The following is a 16215-nucleotide window of genomic DNA, read 5'->3' as shown; positions in this document are numbered from 1 at the left end:
CTGAGCGGGAGACGCGCGGGCCGGATGTAGATCAGAGGGAGCAAAATGCGGTGTAAGCCGCGCCGCGGCTAGAGATACAAGCGGGTTGGGGGACGAAGGTTGGGGTGGTGTTTATTTTTTTTGCCGGGATTGTGATCCAAACCTGAATCCCTTGCGTTTCAGTGTATGTACAGACAAACAGGCAGACAGGCAACGTGAACACCACATATTACCCCAACCTAAGGAGTGAATTGAGATGAAGATGAAGAAATTAGTCGTTCCGATGTTAAGCTTGACCCTGATGATACCTGCGCTGGCAGGTGCGGAGGCAGCCCCGGCAGCCACAATGATGAAGGCTTCGGTGAATACACCGGCAGCCGAGCTGAGAGCGGGCCTGGATTATTTGCTCTCCGAGCATTTCACCCTTGCCGTAACCGCAATGACAAAGGCTTATGACGGTACTAAGGATGCGGCAGCGGCCTACCAGGCGCTTGATCAGAACGCGCTCGATATGCAGCCCGCCATTGCTTCACTTTACGGTGATGCAGGTGCAGCTGAATTTGAACGGATTTTCCGCGCTCATAACAAGTACACCGACGATCTGGTGAAGGCGACGAAGAACAAGGACACCGCAGCCGTCCAAGCTGCAGAAGATAAAGTAAGCGGCTTTGTAGACGAGTTCGGAAATTTCCTCGGCACGGCAACAGAGGGCAAGCTTCCGGCAGCTGCCGCGATGCAGGTTATCCGCAGTCATGAGAACCATGTCCAGGAAGTGTTCGAGGATTATGCAGCCGGTGACTACAAGGGCGCGTATGAAGCTTACCGTAAGGGTTATGCAGAAATGTTCAGTATCAGCAAAGCCTTGTCCAGTGCGATTACTACGCAAATGCCTGCTAAATTCGAGAATACCAAGGCAGATACCAAAGCTGCTGATCTGAGATCCGCACTCAACCAGTTAGCGGGTGAACACTTTGCTCTGTCCGTCCTGCAAATGCAGGAGCAATATGACGGAAGAGCCGCTTCCAATGCGCTGATTGCAGCCGAGGCCATGAATACGGCAGACTTCAAGGCAGCAATTGCTTCTATCTATGGTGCAGAGGGGGCAGCGGCCTTCGAGAAGATCTGGGTCACGAATCATGTGAATGCCCAGGCTGATTTCACAGCGGCAGTGAAGAACAATGATGCAGCGGCAAAAGCGGCAGTAGAAGCGCGTATCGCAGGCTTCACCACTGAATTTGCAGCCTTCCTTGATTCGGCTACAGCAGGCAACCTGCCGAAGTCAGCGGGACAATCCGCATTGACCACCCACGAGAATCAAGTGCAGCAGATGCTTACGCAATATGCAGCGGGCAACTATGACGCTTCTTACAAGACGAACCGCGAGGGCTACAAGACGATGTTCGGGGTAGGCCAAGCGCTGGGCAATGCAATTGTTACGCAGTTCAACGACAAGTTCCAGGATGCAGCAGCACCTGCACCTGCAACACCAGCAGATCCTGCTTCCATGATGAAAGTCTGGATGAAGGTGGGCAGCGGCGTCCTGAACATTAACGGACAAGTAACTCAAATGGATACTAAGCCGTTCATCTGGAGCGGAATGACCTACATCCCGCTTCGTTATCTGAGTGAAGGGATCGGGGCAGAGGTGAAATGGGACAAGCAGGCGCAGCAGGTTACCATTACAGCAGGCAGCGACACCCTGGTATTCTGGATGAACAAAGACTTCATGGAAGTCAACGGCATGAGAAAATCCGTCGGCGCCAAGGTCTTTGTGAACGACGACAACAGAACCGTAGTTCCCCTTCGTTTCATCACCGAATTACTGGGCTGGAACGTACAATGGGGCAATGCCGATCAGTCTATTACGTTGACTAAGAGCATGTGATTTTGTGAACGGAAGTTAACCTTCTATATGAGGCCAGGATTAGACCAAGCTCGCAAGCGGCTCACTGTAACTAGTGCCGCTTGCGGGCTTTTGTTGAGCGCGGAATCCAGATTGTACATTGACAACCTGTCCAGACACGTATATATTTATCGATAATGATTCTCATTATCGTATAAAAAACCTATTCAGATAAGGAAGGGTCCACACATGAACCGTACCAAAAAGTTCTCTTTCAAGACATTATTTATTCCATTAGCGCTAACTATAGTGCTCGCAGGCTGTTCCTCCAACCAGTCGAATTCAGCTGCTTCACCTACCCCGGCACCGACAGCAGCTGCAACTAGCGAAGCGGCAAGCACAGAAGCACCAGCGGCGCAGGATGCTGTGACCTATCCGATTACCATCAAGCATGCGCTTGGTGAAGCTGTAATTAAAAGCAAGCCGGAACGCGTAGTTACTGTGCAGTGGGCTAACCATGATGTGGCTCTGGCTCTGGGCGTTGTCCCTGTAGGCTTCTCGGCTGCGAACTTCGGTGTGCAGGATGGCAGCGGGCTGCTGCCTTGGACCGCTGATAAGCTCAAGGAGCTGAATGTAACCGCTCCGAATGTGTTCCAGGATACCGATGGTCTTGATTTCGAGGCAATCTCTGACGCCAACCCGGATGTTATTCTGGCCGCGTACTCGGGCCTAACGAAGGAAGATTATGAGACCCTGAGCCAGATCGCTCCAGTGGTAGCTTACCCGACGGCTGCTTGGGCTACGACATGGCGTGAGCAGGTGCTGCTGAACGCAGAAGGCATGGGTATGAAGCCTGAAGGCGAGCAGCTCATCAAGGACACCGAAGCCCTGGTTAAGGACAAGCTGAGCAAATATCCGCAAATTGCCGGCAAAAAAGTAGTCTGGGTCAATTTCTCTGCTGAGGATTTGTCGAAACTGCATATTTATACACCTGTGGACTCCCGGGTCGCATTCCTGTATGAGCTGGGCATGACGTATCCCGAGAGCATTACCAAACAGATTACAGACCCAACCAGCTACTCGCTCAGCTTAAGCTCCGAGAATGTGGAAGCCCTGTATGATGCAGATCTGATCGTAGGTTATGGCAATGCCGAATTGCTTAAGACGCTTCAGGCAGATTCACTGATCGGCAAAATCCCGGCCATTGAACGGGGATCGGTAGCTTTTATCGACAGTGATACTCCGCTGGTTGCTGCCGGAACACCGAACCCGCTGTCCATTGCGTATACGATTGATGAATACCTTGCCTTAATTGGGGGAGCTATTGATAAAATAAAATGATGAGTTCACCGGTCTCGGACGATAACAAGCTAAAATTGCATATGCCGAAGAATTTCATCCTGGTGCTGGTGAGCTGCATGGTCCTGCTGGTCCTGTGCATCATTGCCTCACTGGTACTGGGAGCCCGTCATGTAGGCTGGAATGAGCTGATGGACGGGCTTTTCCGTCCAGAAGTGGACAGCTATGGGGCAAACGTGGTGCGCAAGCGGATCTCTCGGACGGTGTTCAGCCTGATGTGCGGCGGGGCGCTCGGCGTATCGGGAGCATTGATGCAGGCGGTGACCCGTAACCCGATTGCCGATCCCAGCATCCTCGGGGTGAACACGGGAGCTTCTTTGTTCGTGGTCTGCGGAATTGCTTTCCTGAACATAAGCACTGCGGGCCAATATATATGGTTAGCCTTAGCCGGAGCTGCAATTACAGCGGTCTTCGTATTCGGAATCGGCTCGATGGGGCGTGGCGGAGCCACGCCCATTAAGCTCGTTCTGGCGGGTGCTGCCATCAGCGCGGCTCTCTCCTCTCTGGTTACCGCTATCATGATTCCGCGCGCTTACGTCATGGACCAGTTCCGGTTCTGGCAGGTGGGCAGCGTGGGTGCGGGGACCTGGAGCGGCATTACAACCTTCCTTCCGTTCCTGCTGATCGGCATGCTGATTGCCTTCATTACAGCTCCGGCCCTGAATGCGCTGGCCCTGGGCGATGATGTGGCGACCGGCCTCGGGGTCCGCACAGGGACACTGCGGCTTATAGCAGCGCTGGCCGGGGTATTATTATGCGGAGCAGTGACGGCACTGGCCGGGCCTATCGGGTTCATTGGCCTCTTGTCCACTCACGTAATCCGGCTGATCCTCGGCTCGGACCTGCGGTTCGTGATCCCGATGTCAGCGGTCACCGGGGCTATTATTCTCACGGTCTCCGATGTAGGCGGCCGGCTGATTGGAAGCCCCGGAGAGCTTGAAGTCGGTGTAGTCACAGCCTTTGTAGGGGCACCGATCCTGATTCTATTAGCGATGAAGTCGAAAGTGCGGTCCTTATGAGAAATGAAACGATTGAATTCATTATGGCGGGCAGACGTCAGAGACAGCGCCGGGGCTTGATTGTTACCAGCCTGCTTGCCGTACTTGCCTGTGTACTGTGCTGCGCGATGCTGCTGCTAGGGAATACCATCTATCCTGCTTCGGAGGTCATCCGCGCACTTTCCGGCGAAGAGCTGAAGGGTGTCTCCTTCGCTGTGAATGTGATCCGGCTGCCGCGGATGCTGGCGGGTCTGTTCGCCGGGTTCGCCTTCGGCATTGCCGGGTACACCTTCCAGACGATGCTGCGCAATCCGCTGGCGAATCCGAATGTCATTGGCATTACCTCTGGATCGAGTGCGGCGGCGGTATACTGTATCGTTATCCTTCAAGCCAGCGGAGCTGTAGTCTCTGTTGCTTCGGTAATCGCTGGCCTTGCCACCGTGCTGCTGATCTACGTGCTCTCCAGGGGAAGAACTTTCTCCATCGGGCGTTTAATACTGATCGGAATCGGCCTTCAGGCAATGCTGGATGCCGTGATCTCCTACCTGCTGCTGATCGGCTCCGAGAAGGACATCCCTTCAGCGGTCCGCTGGCTGACCGGCAGTCTCAACGGCTCACAGATGCGCGAGCTTCCGCCACTGGTGATCATCGTGCTGATCTGTTCGCCAATCATCATCCTGCTGGGCAAGCATCTGAGTATCCTGGAGCTGGGGGAGCAGTCGGCTACCTCGCTTGGAGTCCGCACCGACCGGACCCGAATTGCACTGATTGTCAGCTCTGTCTGCATGGTGGCGATGGCTACGGCTACTACCGGACCTATTGCGTTTGTCTCCTTCCTGTCAGGGCCGATTGCCAAAAGACTGGTGGGTACCGGCGCTTCCAGCATCATCCCCGCAGGTCTGGTCGGCGTGAATCTGGTCCTGGCGTCCGATCTGATTGGACAATTTGCTTTTGAGTACAGATTCCCTGTAGGCATCATTACCGGATTACTCGGAGCGCCTTATCTGATCTTCCTGTTAATCCGCATGAATCGAAAGGGAGAGTTATAATGAACAAGGCACATGTATTTGGAGCTGAACAGGTTGTAGCAGGCTATGAGAATAAGACGATTATTCATGGGGTAGACCTGGTGATCCCCGATCGGCAGATCAGCGTGATTATCGGAGCGAACGGCTGCGGAAAATCCACCCTGCTCAAAACCATGGCCCGACTGATCAAGCACACCGCAGGCCAGGTGACGCTGGACGGCAAGCCGATCTCGCATATTCCGGCCAAAGCGCTGGCGCGGGTCATTGGTCTGCTGCCGCAATCCCCGATTGTGCCGGAAGGGATATCGGTTGCCGATCTGGTGGGACGCGGCAGATTCCCCCACCAGTCCCTGCTTGGAGGCTGGTCCCGGAAGGATTACGAGGCCGTGGCCGAAGCGATGGAGATTATGAATATTACCGAATTCGCTAACCGTAATATCGATGAGCTCTCCGGCGGCCAGCAGCAGCGGGTCTGGATTGCGATGGCCCTGGCCCAGCAGACCGACATCCTGTTCCTGGACGAGCCGACCACCTTCCTGGATATCACTTACCAGGTGGAGATTCTGGACCTGCTGACCGATCTGAACCGCAAGCACGGAACCACCATTGTGATGGTCCTGCATGATATCAACCTGTCCGCCCGGTATGCCGACCATATCTTTGCGCTGTATTCCGGCAGGCTGGTGGCGGAGGGTTCACCCGCAGAGGTCATCACCAGCGGGCGGGTCAAAGAGATCTTCGGACTGGATAGCACAGTCATCCCTGACCCGGTCTCCGGTTCCCCGTTGGTTGTGCCTAGAGGGCGGTATCATAACAGGTAGGCGAATGCGCTAGAGTAAGGACTGCAGATGTCATACTTCCGGCAGTTTCACATTGCATATAAGGCTGTCCGACCGGTCCACCGGAGGGCAGCCTTTTGTGTACCCATAGAAATTATATTTGCCGCATGAGATCCATTCCCTTATCATGAACATGAATTAGGCGGTAGACCTTCCATTCTGAATTAACGCAGGTGATCCTATCAAAATTTCCATCGAGCATATCAGCAGGGAGCAGCAAGAGGAAATCATCATCAGATGCTATGAAGCAAACGAAGAGATCAGTGAGATTGTACGTAAGCTTAAGGCAGAGACCCTTGTGCTCCTGGGAGTCCAGGAAGAGCGGGTCAGCCGCATCAAGCTCAGTGACGTCTATTATTTCGAAGCCGTGGACGGCAAAGTGTTTGTCTACAGCGAGAACCAGGTGCATGAAGTGAAGCAGAAGCTGTATGAGCTGGAGGAGCTGTGCCGGGACAAGAACTGTTTTCGCGCCTCCAAATCCACGATTCTGAATATCGCCAAGATCGAAAGTGTGCGTCCGTCCCTCAGCGGCAGGTTCACAGCACTGCTTGATAATGGGGAACGTGTAGTCATTTCAAGACAGTATGTGCCCGTACTGAAACAAAGACTTGGATTATAAAGGAGGGGATCACAGCATGAAGCGTTCTGAGGTTGTCAAAGATATCATCCGCGATTTTCTGGTTATCTTCGCATCCATCATCATTATCATTACGGTGCTGCGGCAGATTTTTATGCCGGAACTCGCCTTTGATCTGATATCCATCTATACGATTATGGGATTCTCCCTGCTTGGAGCCTTGACAGGCATGATGTTGTACGCTCCTAACGAGGTAAGCGAGCAGGCGATGCGTGTTAGAATTGTGATTCATTTTCTCCTGCTGGAGATTCTGTTGATTGCCCTTGCCAGCCTGATCGGAGTTATAGCCAGTGTGTCCGCTGCACTTCTGTTTGCCCTGCAAATCGCTGTAGTCTATGCCATTGTCCGTCTGCTGTCCTATGAGAAGGATAAGAAGGAAGCGGAGCAGATTAATGAGAGACTGAAGGCTGTGAAGCAGGAAATTCGCGGGTGATTCCGTAGGTAATGCCGCGCTATGTGGGGGTATTATGCATCTTATTGCCCTGTAGCTACAGCTTACCGTAAATGGGTATACACCCCTTTCGCAGTTTTTTATGATGAGTTCATCACCTAACGCGAAAAGGAGAATCCCTATGCACAGCCGCATCAAGCTCTTAAGCTGGATTAGAATTACCCTGTTTATCGTATTCGTTATTCTGACATTGTCCCCTGTGATCGAGTGGGGTTTTAGTTGGGGATTGCTGGCGGCATTGCTGTTTATTTTTGCATTGAAAGGCTCGGTTGATCTGCTCCGCAAGAAGACAGGCGTGAGACCGTCCAGACGTTCAACCCGGGTGTGGAAAAGGCTGCTAACCGCTGTGGCGCTGCTAATCTCACTTATCCCGCCTATTCTATTCCCGCAGTACCGTGCACCTGAAGTGACCGGGGAATATGAGGTCAGAACGGCTGTGTACACCTATACGGACCCTAACCGGATGGAGGGATTTACGGATACCGGAGAGCGCCGGAGGGTGAATGTGGAGTTCTGGTATCCCGGCCACGCGGAGGGAACGTACCCGCTGATCGTCTTTTCCCATGGCGCCTTTGGGGTTAGAGAGAGCAACGCTTCAACCTTCACGGAGCTGGCCAGTCACGGCTATGTTGTGGCATCCGTCGATCATCCTTACCATTCCTTTTATACACAGAGCGTGGACGGGAAGGTCACTATGATTAATGCTGATTATATGCGGGAAGTTAACGATTCCAACAAAGACGGGATTTACACCATGGAGGAGCTGTACGGCCTTACGCAAAAATGGATGAAGCTGCGGACCGGGGATATGAATCTGGTAATCGATAATATCCTGAAGAAGGCGGGAAGGGACTATGACCCCGTGTACCAACGCATCAATATGGAGCACATTGGCGTAATCGGCCACTCCATGGGGGGTGCGGCAAGCGTGGCGCTCGGCCGGGAGCGCAGCGATGTGGATGCCGTTGTCAATCTGGATGCCCCGTTCTTCACCGAGCTGGTGTATGACCGGAAGATGAATGATCTGGCGGCCAAAGATGAGCCTTACCGCGTACCGCTGCTGAACATATACACGGACGATGTGTGGAGACAGATCGGGAAGAACTCGGCTTACGCAGCGAATAACACTGGAAATCCGAACTTCAAGGATGCGTATACCGTTCATTTTGAGGGAGCCAAGCACTTAAGCCTGACCGATCTGCCGCTGTTCTCCCCGATCCTTGCGAATATGCTGCAGCGCGGGCAGGCGGATATCGATAAGTATTACTGTATTGAGACCATAAACAGGCTAATTCTTGAATTCTATGACTATACGTTAAAAGGCATCGGCCGGTTTGCGCCGCAGGCGTTGTATTAAAGGGGATGCAGCGGCGGCTGTAAGGTGATTCCGGGAAACATAGTTTTCTGCTCCACCTTAGTGAATCCTAAGGACCGGTACAGTGCAACGGCGCGGGTGTTCAGCTCCCAGACTTCGAGTCTGGCCAGATTCATCCCATTTGCCAAGAAATAATCAAATATATAATGCATGATCACCTTGGCGATTCCGGTTCCCCGGGCTTCGGGCATAACATACAGCGTTTCAATATAACCGCAGACATCTGCCGCCCAAAAGGTACAGCCTCCCAGCAGCCTGCCGTCCCGCCTAAACGAAAGATTGCGGAAATGGGGATGTCTGCCTTGCTCCGCAAGTGTGTCCAGATTGAGTGGGGTGATAAATATGGTATCGTACCGCTCTTTGTAGACTATCCGTCTGTCCTCTGAATGAAGGTCCTCCGGCTGCACGGTTATCTCTTCCGGCAGGTTGTAAGTGAAGCCTTCCGCAATAGAGGCCTCCATAATTATGCTGTAATTTGCTTCGAACTGGGTCCCTATGTAAAAGTCACGCTGCTTCTGGTCTGCTTGGAATTCGCCGTAGATTCTGGCGGTTAAGTCCGGCCGTAATGCCCGCAGCTCTCTCGCCCGGATCAGCACTTGGTTAAACAGCTCCCGGCTAACTTCCTGCTGTACAATTTCATCCGAATGTTCAGCGGGGTCAACGCTTATATAGATCAGATATGGGGTATCCGGTGTCTGGTGATGATTGATCGCCGGATAGGCATAGGCACTGCCCAGGTAATCTCCTTGCTCACCCAAAGCAATGAAGATATTCTCTCTGCTGTTCCCGTACTGGTCTGCTTCGGGATGAATAATCTGTATGTTCATCAATGTCCTCCTGTACTCAACGAATCTTCAACGATCATACAAATTATGACATGATTCATCAGGGGACTGATGGTAGAGTTTCTCTATAATCAATTGCTACATATCCAAGACAGAAGACTGAACGAGTTCCGCTATCCCTTCCTCTAACCCCGTCAAACCCTCATCCTCCAGCCACTCTGGCGGGACGAGCAGATAATGGCTGGAGCTGCTCTTCAGGTAGCTGTAGATGATCTGTGCCTCGTCGATCTTGTGGCGGCTCATCTCTTCCGTAGCGGCGGTCTGGCTGCTGCTGTGGAAGACCTCCCGGGCGGATGCAGCGATCATCCCGGTGAGCTGCCCTTCATTCAGGGCTTCCGTTGCCAGCAGGGTGCGGAAGAGGATGACGCTGCCCTTGATCAGGATTAGCTTATGGGAGTGCTCGTCTACTGGCTCCAGCACGATAATATTCTTGTTGGCTCCGGTGAATTCGATCACTTGCTCCTTCTGCAGCAGCGAGTGAACCGCCCCCAGATAATCGCGGAATTTGGCGGCGGTCTCGAAGTCGAACCGCAGCGCAGCTTCCTCCATGCGGGCTTCCAGTCCGGTTATAATTACGCTGTCTCTGCCTTCCAGTAAGCAAATAATCTCGTCTATAACGGCTTCATACTGTGCCACAGCTGCCTCCCCGCCCCCGCACATGCCGATGCATAAGCCCAGCGAATGGTTCAGGCACCGTGAGTTGCGGGAATGGGGGCTGCTGCACAGAATGCGCTGTGATTCTTTGATGCCCAGCACCGCCCTTTCGACCGTACTCCGGCTGGTATAAGGGCCATAGACGAGGCCGCCTGCCTCTGTACTTGGCTCGTAGCCGATCTCAATCTGCCGGTAAGGTGCTTTGTCCACGATGGAAATGTAGCTGTAGGCGAGCGGATTTTTCATTTTGCGGTTATACATCGGCTTGATCTCTTTGATCAGCTGACATTCCAGCATGAAGGCCTCCAGCTCCGTGTCGGTCAGCCGGTAGTCCAGATCACGGATATGCTTAACCAGCTGCTTCACCTTGGGAGAATGTCCCTTATTATTATAAAAATAAGACTGGACCCGCTTCCTCAGCTGCTTCGCCTTGCCGACATAAATCACATGGCCCAGGCCGTCCTTCATCAGGTATACGCCAGGCGTCAAGGGCAGGCTGGCGACCTTGTCTGTTAGATGTGCGGGCATGGCAGCCGCCTCCGTTCGTCAAATTCTTCCGTATCCTTCAAGTATAGACCATGCCACCGCCACCTGCGACAGGAAAAGCTCCGCTCAGTGCTCAGACAGAAGCGGTGTGACATAACCCACAATGTCTCCTGGTCAAACCCTCTATCATTAATGACATGAACGACAGGCATGAGCGTATGCGATCAAGTAAGCTGGGGGGCTGCTGATGAAGTATTCGATCGGTGAATTTGCATCCATTCTTGGAGTGACGGCAGATACACTGCGCTTATATGAGAAACATGATATTGTCCGGCCGATGAAGGATCATCATAATAACTACAGGTATTTCAATGATTTGGATGCGCGGAATCTATTGACGAGCAGATGGTACCGGAGCATGCAGATTCCGCTTCAGGATGTAGCCGGATTGATTAAGGACGCGCCGTGTGAGCAAGTGATGGAATCGATTGCTGCCGCGGGTATGCAGCTGGAGGAGGAGATCCGGCGCAGCAGGCTGCTGCTCGGCAAGATTCAGGAGATTCAGGCGGAGCTGGCGGAGGTTAGCGCATCTCTATATACGTGCAAGATGAAGCAGGTGCCGGGCATGTATCGGATTCAGCAGACGAACAAGAATCATTTGCTGCAAAAGGAGGATATCAAAGACACGGTCCAGGCATGGATGGAGCTGCTGCCGTTCACCTTTTATTCCTTCCGGGTTGAGAATAAGGCAGGCGAATGCGTCTGTGGACTAGGGGAGCTGGAGTATAGCTGGGGACTTGGCCTGCTTGCAGAGGATCAGGTGAAGCTTGGCGTTAACTTGAACGACAGCGTGGAGGTTCTGGAGCCGGCTACCTGCATCTCTGCCGTCATTGTCAGCGGCCACGAGGATTACCTGGAGCGGGGGGCCTTCGGGTTCATGCTAGAGTATGTGCAGGCAAGGAATTATAAGATTAGCGGGGATATCAGCGGTAAAATCCTGTTCACTGAGCGCACGGGTAACGGCAGCAAAACGTATCTGGAGATTAATATTCCGGTTGAAGCGGAGTAAGCGTTCATCTTACTTTGAGAAAAGTTTCACATATTGTTCATTGACCTTGGTACAGTACCAAGGTTTACACTTTGTGCGGTAGTCAACAGTCCCATTAGAGAGAAACGGGGCTGCATTAACCACACAGGGGGAGAAATTGATGCGTAAGCAAGCAACAAAACGAGTGTTCCTAATCACCGTATGTCTGGTATTGGTCCTGTCGCTACTAAGCGGCTGCAGCGGTAACAATTCCGCCGCACCGGCAGCTTCAGAGCAGCCGTCCGCTTCGCCGCAGGCGTCACAGCCAGCGGATACAAGTGCTGTACCGGCAGACTTCAAAGCGGGAACCTATAAAGCAGAGGCTGAAGGCAAGGATGGCAAGATTCAGGTTGAGGTAACTCTTGACGATCATTCGGTCATTACCGGAATCAATGTGGTCAGCCAGAACGAAACCGCCGGAATCGGGGTAGAGGCGATCAACAAGGTCAAGGAGGAGATTCTATCCGGCCAGACCCTGAATATTGATGCCGTCAGCGGTGCGTCCGAGTCCAGCAAGGCGATTCTGACCGCTGTGGAGGATGCGCTTAAGCAGGCGGGCGGCAATGTGGAGGCTTTTAAAACAAAGGCTGTAGTGAAATCGGGAGAAGGCAAGACCGAGCAGCTGTCCGCAGATGTGGTCGTGGTTGGTGCAGGTGCGTCCGGTGTGTCGGCAGCGGTATCGGCAGCTGATAAGGGCGCGAAGGTGATCCTGATCGAGAAAACAGCGACGATCGGCGGCGCGAGCAACCTGTCCTGGGCGGGCAAATTCTACAACTCCTCGGCCGCGCTAAGCAGCGGGCTGAAAGTAGAAGTCGAGAAGGAAATTGCCGACTGGATCGTGAACAATCACTGGCGTGTGGATGCGGCGGCGATCCGCCAATACGTTACGAAGTCGGGCGAGACCTATGACTGGCTGACCGGCAAGGGCTACACCACCACCTTCCTGAACTTCGCCGGGGAACAGCTCCATATGCTGCCTCCTTATGAGACCCGCCAGGAGCTGCTGCGCAAGATGCTTGCAGCATCCGTAGAGAAGGGCGGCGGACAGGTGATCACGGAGGCCACCGCGCAGAAGCTGATGACTGGCGCTAATGGAGAGGTGACCGGAGTCGTGGCCAAGAAGTCTGACGGAACAACGCTGGAGATTGCAGGGGCAAGCGTTGTAATGGCTACCGGCGGGTATGCCGGGAATAAAGAGATGGTTAAGGAAGCCTTTGGCTTCGAAGGCGTCAATGGCGGGCTTGGGCAGAACATTGGCGAGGGGCTGAAGATGTCCTGGGAGATCGGCGCGAAGGTGCCGGATAACTTCGGCGGGCAGATGCTGCACCAGACGCTGGCCAGAGCTACAGACAAGCTGAAGACGCAGTATGAGCCGTTTGAAGCCAGCTATCCGATGATGCTGTCTTACCTGCCAACCCTGATGAATGTCGGCCCTTCGGGCGCGAGATTCAGAGATGAAGCGGCGACGCTGACAGCGGTTGCGGCAGCGAATACCAGTGCTTTTAACGGAGCATATCATCTGGTGATTGTCTCGCAGGCGCAGCTGGATGCCCTTAAGGCCAAGGGGATGAAGGGGGTTCAGGCACCTAAGCTGCCGGGCATGCCGCCGGAATTCTATGCCTCCTATACAGACAAGTTCACGCTGGAGCAGCCATGGAAGGATGCCGATAAAGTCTTCGAATCCATGGTAGCGAACGGCGACGGCTTCAAGGGCAATACACTGGAGGAGCTGGCGAAGAATGCAGGGATGGACCCTGAAGTATTTACCGCTGAGTTCAAGCTCTATGAGGAAGCAGCGAAGACGGGCACCGATACGGAGTTCGGCAAGGCGAAGGAATATCTGGTTCCTATGGGCAGCAGCGGGCCGTATTACGCCGTTATTGCCGAGATCAACAACCTCTGTTCAGTAGGCGGTCTGCTGGTCAATACCAAGTTCCAGGTGCTGAATGATAAGCGTCTGCCGGTCAAAGGGCTGTACGCCGTGGGCGTGGAGTCCGAAGGGGTGCTTTTCAATGATACCTATGTAGGCAACGGCGTTGGACTGGGCTACTCCTTCACCTCCGGGCGGCTTGGCGGCGAGGATGCGGCAGCGGGCGCATTGGCTAAGGAATAGCCCTTTATAAGTAATTTTCCTCTTTTTGCCGATAAAGAGTTGTCCTGAACTTTACGCGCGAGAAGAGGAGCGTCCGATGTATATTCCCATATCACGAATCAACGCCGCTTCGCTGACCCGCTCACCGCAACAGGCGGACCACACTTCTGCCGGTTCATCTTCGCTCAGCTTCCCGGAGATGATGGCAGCTGTGGGAGCGGCAATTGAGGATCAGGCACGCAGAATCAAGGCAAGGTACAGGCTGTCCGTCCGCATTATGGCGGTAGCCAAAGATGGCAGCAAGGGGGAGAAGACCGGCGCAGGGGACCGGAGTGATCAGCGGGAGCTTATAATCGCTCCGAATATTCTGCAGCAGATGAGCAAAGATCCTGTGATGCAACGTAAGGTGTATGGCTATCTTGACGAGTATGTGCGCGAGCCGCACTCCTCACCCGGCCATAGTCTGATCGTTCACAGGGACGGAACCTCCTCCCTTCTTCCTGCCGCCCCCAGACCAGCAGCCGTACAGGAGATTACCCATCTACATACCGGGCAACCGGAAATCGCGGGCAGCTTATACGATCAGGACAGACTGAAGCAGCTAGCGTTCCTCCGGGCCAGAAGAGCAGGCAGGCACCGGTAACAGAGTGTAATCCGCAAATAAGATCCCTGAATCCATATGAGGTGGAGGCAGGGGTCTTTTTGCTATGGCGTTGGGAAGCGGGATAAATAAGTAAAATGGAGAGCCGGATGTATTCGAAAAACTGTTTCTACTTGGCGGTCCTCCCGGTCTGCGAGTGCGCGAACAATAGCCTATCCTCCTGCATAGCATATAGCACCTGCTTGCTATTTGTAAGTGGAAAGGGGGCGCATGGCTAATGGGTATCCAGCTTACTGCGATTCATTGGGTGTATCTGGTGTTTATTGTGTTCATTCTGGCGCTGCTGATCAAGCGGCGTGATACGACCATGATCTGTGTGACCGGGATTCTGGCGCTCGGGCTGCTGGCGACGGCGACGCTTAGCGGGTCGGTGTCGGGGATCTTTAATTCTTTTGTCTATGCAACCAAGGAGCTGCTCGGCACCATAATGATTATCTCCATTATCGTGGCGATGAGCCGGATTCTGATTATAACAGGCATCAACGAGACGATGGTATCTCCGCTCACCCGGTTCCTGCGCACACCGGCGATGGCCTACTGGGGAATCGGACTGATTATGATGGTGACCTCGTTCTTCTTCTGGCCGTCCCCTGCGGTAGCGCTGGTCGGGGCGGTTCTGCTGCCGGTGGCGGTCCGGGTCGGTCTGCCTGCGCTGGGCGCAGCGGTAGCCATGAACCTGTTCGGGCACGGGATCGCCCTCTCCGGCGATTATATTATTCAAGGCGCTCCGAAGCTGACGGCGGATGCCGCCGGTCTTCCAGTGTCTAGCGTGATGCAAGCCAGTATCCCCCTGGTTGCTGTGATGGGGATAGTCACGACGGTGAGCGCATTCTGGATGATGAAGCGCGACCAGAAGAATGGCACCTGGAGAGACGGCCTGGTCGCTTCCCCGGGAGCAGCAGAGCCGCCGGCTGATGCGGGGACGGATGATGACCAGCCAGTGCTCATGAGTGACCGTCTGCGCAAAGGGCTGGCGATCGCCATTCCGCTGCTCTTCCTGCTGGATGTGATCGGCATGTTCGTGCTTCACCTGCAAGGCGGAGATGCTACCGCGCTGGTCGGGGGAACCGCCGTGCTGATCCTGATTGTCATTACCCTGCTGGCCCATCGCGGCCAGGGGCAGGGCCTGGAGAAAATAACCGCTTATCTTATTGAAGGCTTCACCTTCGGATTCAAGGTCTTCGGGCCGGTCATCCCGATTGCCGCCTTCTTCTATCTGGGCGACGCAGCCTTCACTGAGCTGTACGGCAAGGTGCTGCCGGACGGCTCGCACGGCATCGTGAACGACTTGGGTGTGGCCCTGGCGAATCACGTGCCGCTGAACGGGGTGGTGGGAGCCGTAACGCTGACGGTAATCGGGGCGATTACCGGCCTCGACGGCTCCGGATTCTCCGGCATCTCGCTGGCCGGCTCGATTGCCGGGCTGTTCGCCGCCGCGATCCACTCCGGGGCGGCAACGCTGACCGCCCTTGGGCAGGTGGCCGCCATCTGGGTCGGCGGCGGCACCCTGATCCCGTGGGCGCTCATTCCCGCCGCTGCGATCTGCGGCGTCAGCCCGTTCGAGCTGGCCCGGCGCAATCTGAAGCCGGTCCTGCTGGGCCTTACGGCAATGACCATAGTCGCCATGTTCCTGGTGTAGGCACCGTTTAATAGGCACCGCTTAAGGTACCATACCCTCCACCGGCCCGGGCGCATACGGACCCCAGCGCCGTAATTCCAGAGCCACCACCACTCCAGTACACACAGACCTGAGCGCTGTAACTTCATAACCTCCGCCACTCAGGTACGTACGGACCCCAGCGCCGTTATTTCCAGAAATCAGCCTGTTTTCGAACCCATGCGGACTCCAGAGCCTTTATTGCTCCCATTTGGCCCAATTCG

The 16215-nt window shown here is 54.3% G+C and carries 14 protein-coding genes; 12 read left to right on the top strand and 2 right to left on the bottom strand.

All coding sequences use genetic code 11. From position 1 onward, the window contains the following. Positions 1 to 235 precede the first annotated feature (235 nt). The 8 genes from NYE26_RS29790 (at position 236) to NYE26_RS29755 (ending at position 8491) form a co-directional block, all read left to right on the top strand. Positions 236 to 1864 (top strand): copper amine oxidase N-terminal domain-containing protein, encoded by a 1629-nt coding sequence (locus tag NYE26_RS29790; RefSeq protein WP_036722788.1) that lies wholly within the window; start codon positions 236 to 238, stop codon positions 1862 to 1864. Positions 1865 to 2071: 207 nt separating this feature from the next. Next, on the top strand, positions 2072 to 3163 hold the full coding sequence (locus tag NYE26_RS29785) for an iron-siderophore ABC transporter substrate-binding protein (RefSeq protein ID WP_036722785.1): 1092 nt from the start codon (positions 2072 to 2074) through the stop codon (positions 3161 to 3163). Beyond that, entirely contained in the window at positions 3160 to 4200 is a 1041-nt protein-coding gene (locus tag NYE26_RS29780; RefSeq protein WP_036722784.1) for an iron ABC transporter permease, read from the top strand. The genes NYE26_RS29785 and NYE26_RS29780 overlap by 4 nt, the downstream gene beginning before the upstream one ends. Continuing rightward, the gene (locus NYE26_RS29775) at positions 4197 to 5228 is read left to right on the top strand and encodes an iron chelate uptake ABC transporter family permease subunit (protein ID WP_339252219.1); all 1032 of its coding nucleotides are present in this window, start codon (positions 4197 to 4199) and stop codon (positions 5226 to 5228) included. The genes NYE26_RS29780 and NYE26_RS29775 overlap by 4 nt, the downstream gene beginning before the upstream one ends. Continuing rightward, positions 5228 to 6028, top strand: coding sequence for an ABC transporter ATP-binding protein (locus tag NYE26_RS29770; protein ID WP_339252217.1), 801 nt, complete (start codon positions 5228 to 5230; stop codon positions 6026 to 6028). The genes NYE26_RS29775 and NYE26_RS29770 overlap by 1 nt, the downstream gene beginning before the upstream one ends. 316 nt (positions 6029 to 6344) lie before the next feature. Continuing rightward, positions 6345 to 6665, top strand: a complete 321-nt coding sequence (locus tag NYE26_RS29765) for a LytTR family DNA-binding domain-containing protein (RefSeq protein WP_235191764.1) — start codon at positions 6345 to 6347, stop codon at positions 6663 to 6665. A 16-nt stretch (positions 6666 to 6681) separates the two neighbouring features. Further along, positions 6682 to 7116, top strand: a complete 435-nt coding sequence (locus tag NYE26_RS29760; protein ID WP_339252214.1) for a DUF3021 family protein — start codon at positions 6682 to 6684, stop codon at positions 7114 to 7116. Positions 7117 to 7255: 139 nt separating this feature from the next. Continuing rightward, positions 7256 to 8491 carry an alpha/beta hydrolase gene (locus NYE26_RS29755; RefSeq protein ID WP_339252212.1) on the top strand — a complete coding sequence of 412 codons (1236 nt, stop codon included), beginning with the start codon at positions 7256 to 7258 and terminating at the stop codon, positions 8489 to 8491. Here the strand turns inward: NYE26_RS29755 and NYE26_RS29750 are convergent. Together NYE26_RS29750 and NYE26_RS29745 are read right to left on the bottom strand one after the other, a co-directional pair. Beyond that, positions 8488 to 9336 (bottom strand): GNAT family N-acetyltransferase, encoded by an 849-nt coding sequence (locus tag NYE26_RS29750; RefSeq protein WP_339252210.1) that lies wholly within the window; start codon positions 9334 to 9336, stop codon positions 8488 to 8490. The two genes, NYE26_RS29755 and NYE26_RS29750, sit on opposite strands and share 4 nt — an antisense overlap. 96 nt (positions 9337 to 9432) lie before the next feature. Continuing rightward, positions 9433 to 10536, bottom strand: a complete 1104-nt coding sequence (locus NYE26_RS29745; protein ID WP_339252208.1) for a UvrB/UvrC motif-containing protein — start codon at positions 10534 to 10536, stop codon at positions 9433 to 9435. 205 nt (positions 10537 to 10741) lie between these two features. Here NYE26_RS29745 and NYE26_RS29740 point away from each other — a divergent pair, with 205 nt between their 5' ends. From NYE26_RS29740 to NYE26_RS29725, 4 genes are all read left to right on the top strand, one after another. Beyond that, positions 10742 to 11563, top strand: a complete 822-nt coding sequence (locus NYE26_RS29740; RefSeq protein WP_339252206.1) for a MerR family transcriptional regulator — start codon at positions 10742 to 10744, stop codon at positions 11561 to 11563. 139 nt (positions 11564 to 11702) lie between these two features. Beyond that, positions 11703 to 13694, top strand: coding sequence for an FAD-dependent oxidoreductase (locus tag NYE26_RS29735; protein WP_209868738.1), 1992 nt, complete (start codon positions 11703 to 11705; stop codon positions 13692 to 13694). A 76-nt stretch (positions 13695 to 13770) separates the two neighbouring features. Further along, positions 13771 to 14316 (top strand): hypothetical protein, encoded by a 546-nt coding sequence (locus NYE26_RS29730; RefSeq protein WP_339252203.1) that lies wholly within the window; start codon positions 13771 to 13773, stop codon positions 14314 to 14316. Positions 14317 to 14551: 235 nt separating this feature from the next. Then, a complete protein-coding gene (locus NYE26_RS29725) occupies positions 14552 to 15973 on the top strand; it encodes a hypothetical protein (protein WP_339252202.1) in 1422 nt (473 codons plus the stop codon). Positions 15974 to 16215: the final 242 nt, after the last annotated feature.

The sequence above is a fragment of the Paenibacillus sp. FSL P2-0136 genome (assembly GCF_037975325.1).
GTDB lineage: Bacteria > Bacillota > Bacilli > Paenibacillales > Paenibacillaceae > Paenibacillus_AQ > Paenibacillus_AQ silagei.
The sequence above is the reverse complement of the archived record's forward strand: the minus strand, read 5'-3'. Positions and strand labels throughout refer to the sequence as shown.

Excerpts from the sequence above, each read along its gene's own strand:
- NYE26_RS29790 (WP_036722788.1), top strand. The coding sequence starts at position 236 with ATGAAGATGAAGAAATTAGTCGTTCCGATGTTAAGCTTGACCCTGATG.
- NYE26_RS29785 (WP_036722785.1), top strand. The coding sequence starts at position 2,072 with ATGAACCGTACCAAAAAGTTCTCTTTCAAGACATTATTTATTCCATTA.
- NYE26_RS29780 (WP_036722784.1), top strand. The coding sequence starts at position 3,160 with ATGATGAGTTCACCGGTCTCGGACGATAACAAGCTAAAATTGCATATG.
- NYE26_RS29775 (WP_339252219.1), top strand. The coding sequence starts at position 4,197 with ATGAGAAATGAAACGATTGAATTCATTATGGCGGGCAGACGTCAGAGA.
- NYE26_RS29770 (WP_339252217.1), top strand. The coding sequence starts at position 5,228 with ATGAACAAGGCACATGTATTTGGAGCTGAACAGGTTGTAGCAGGCTAT.
- NYE26_RS29760 (WP_339252214.1), top strand. The coding sequence starts at position 6,682 with ATGAAGCGTTCTGAGGTTGTCAAAGATATCATCCGCGATTTTCTGGTT.
- NYE26_RS29755 (WP_339252212.1), top strand. The coding sequence starts at position 7,256 with ATGCACAGCCGCATCAAGCTCTTAAGCTGGATTAGAATTACCCTGTTT.
- NYE26_RS29750 (WP_339252210.1), bottom strand. The coding sequence starts at position 9,336 with ATGAACATACAGATTATTCATCCCGAAGCAGACCAGTACGGGAACAGC.
- NYE26_RS29745 (WP_339252208.1), bottom strand. The coding sequence starts at position 10,536 with ATGCCCGCACATCTAACAGACAAGGTCGCCAGCCTGCCCTTGACGCCT.
- NYE26_RS29740 (WP_339252206.1), top strand. The coding sequence starts at position 10,742 with ATGAAGTATTCGATCGGTGAATTTGCATCCATTCTTGGAGTGACGGCA.
- NYE26_RS29735 (WP_209868738.1), top strand. The coding sequence starts at position 11,703 with ATGCGTAAGCAAGCAACAAAACGAGTGTTCCTAATCACCGTATGTCTG.
- NYE26_RS29730 (WP_339252203.1), top strand. The coding sequence starts at position 13,771 with ATGTATATTCCCATATCACGAATCAACGCCGCTTCGCTGACCCGCTCA.
- NYE26_RS29725 (WP_339252202.1), top strand. The coding sequence starts at position 14,552 with ATGGGTATCCAGCTTACTGCGATTCATTGGGTGTATCTGGTGTTTATT.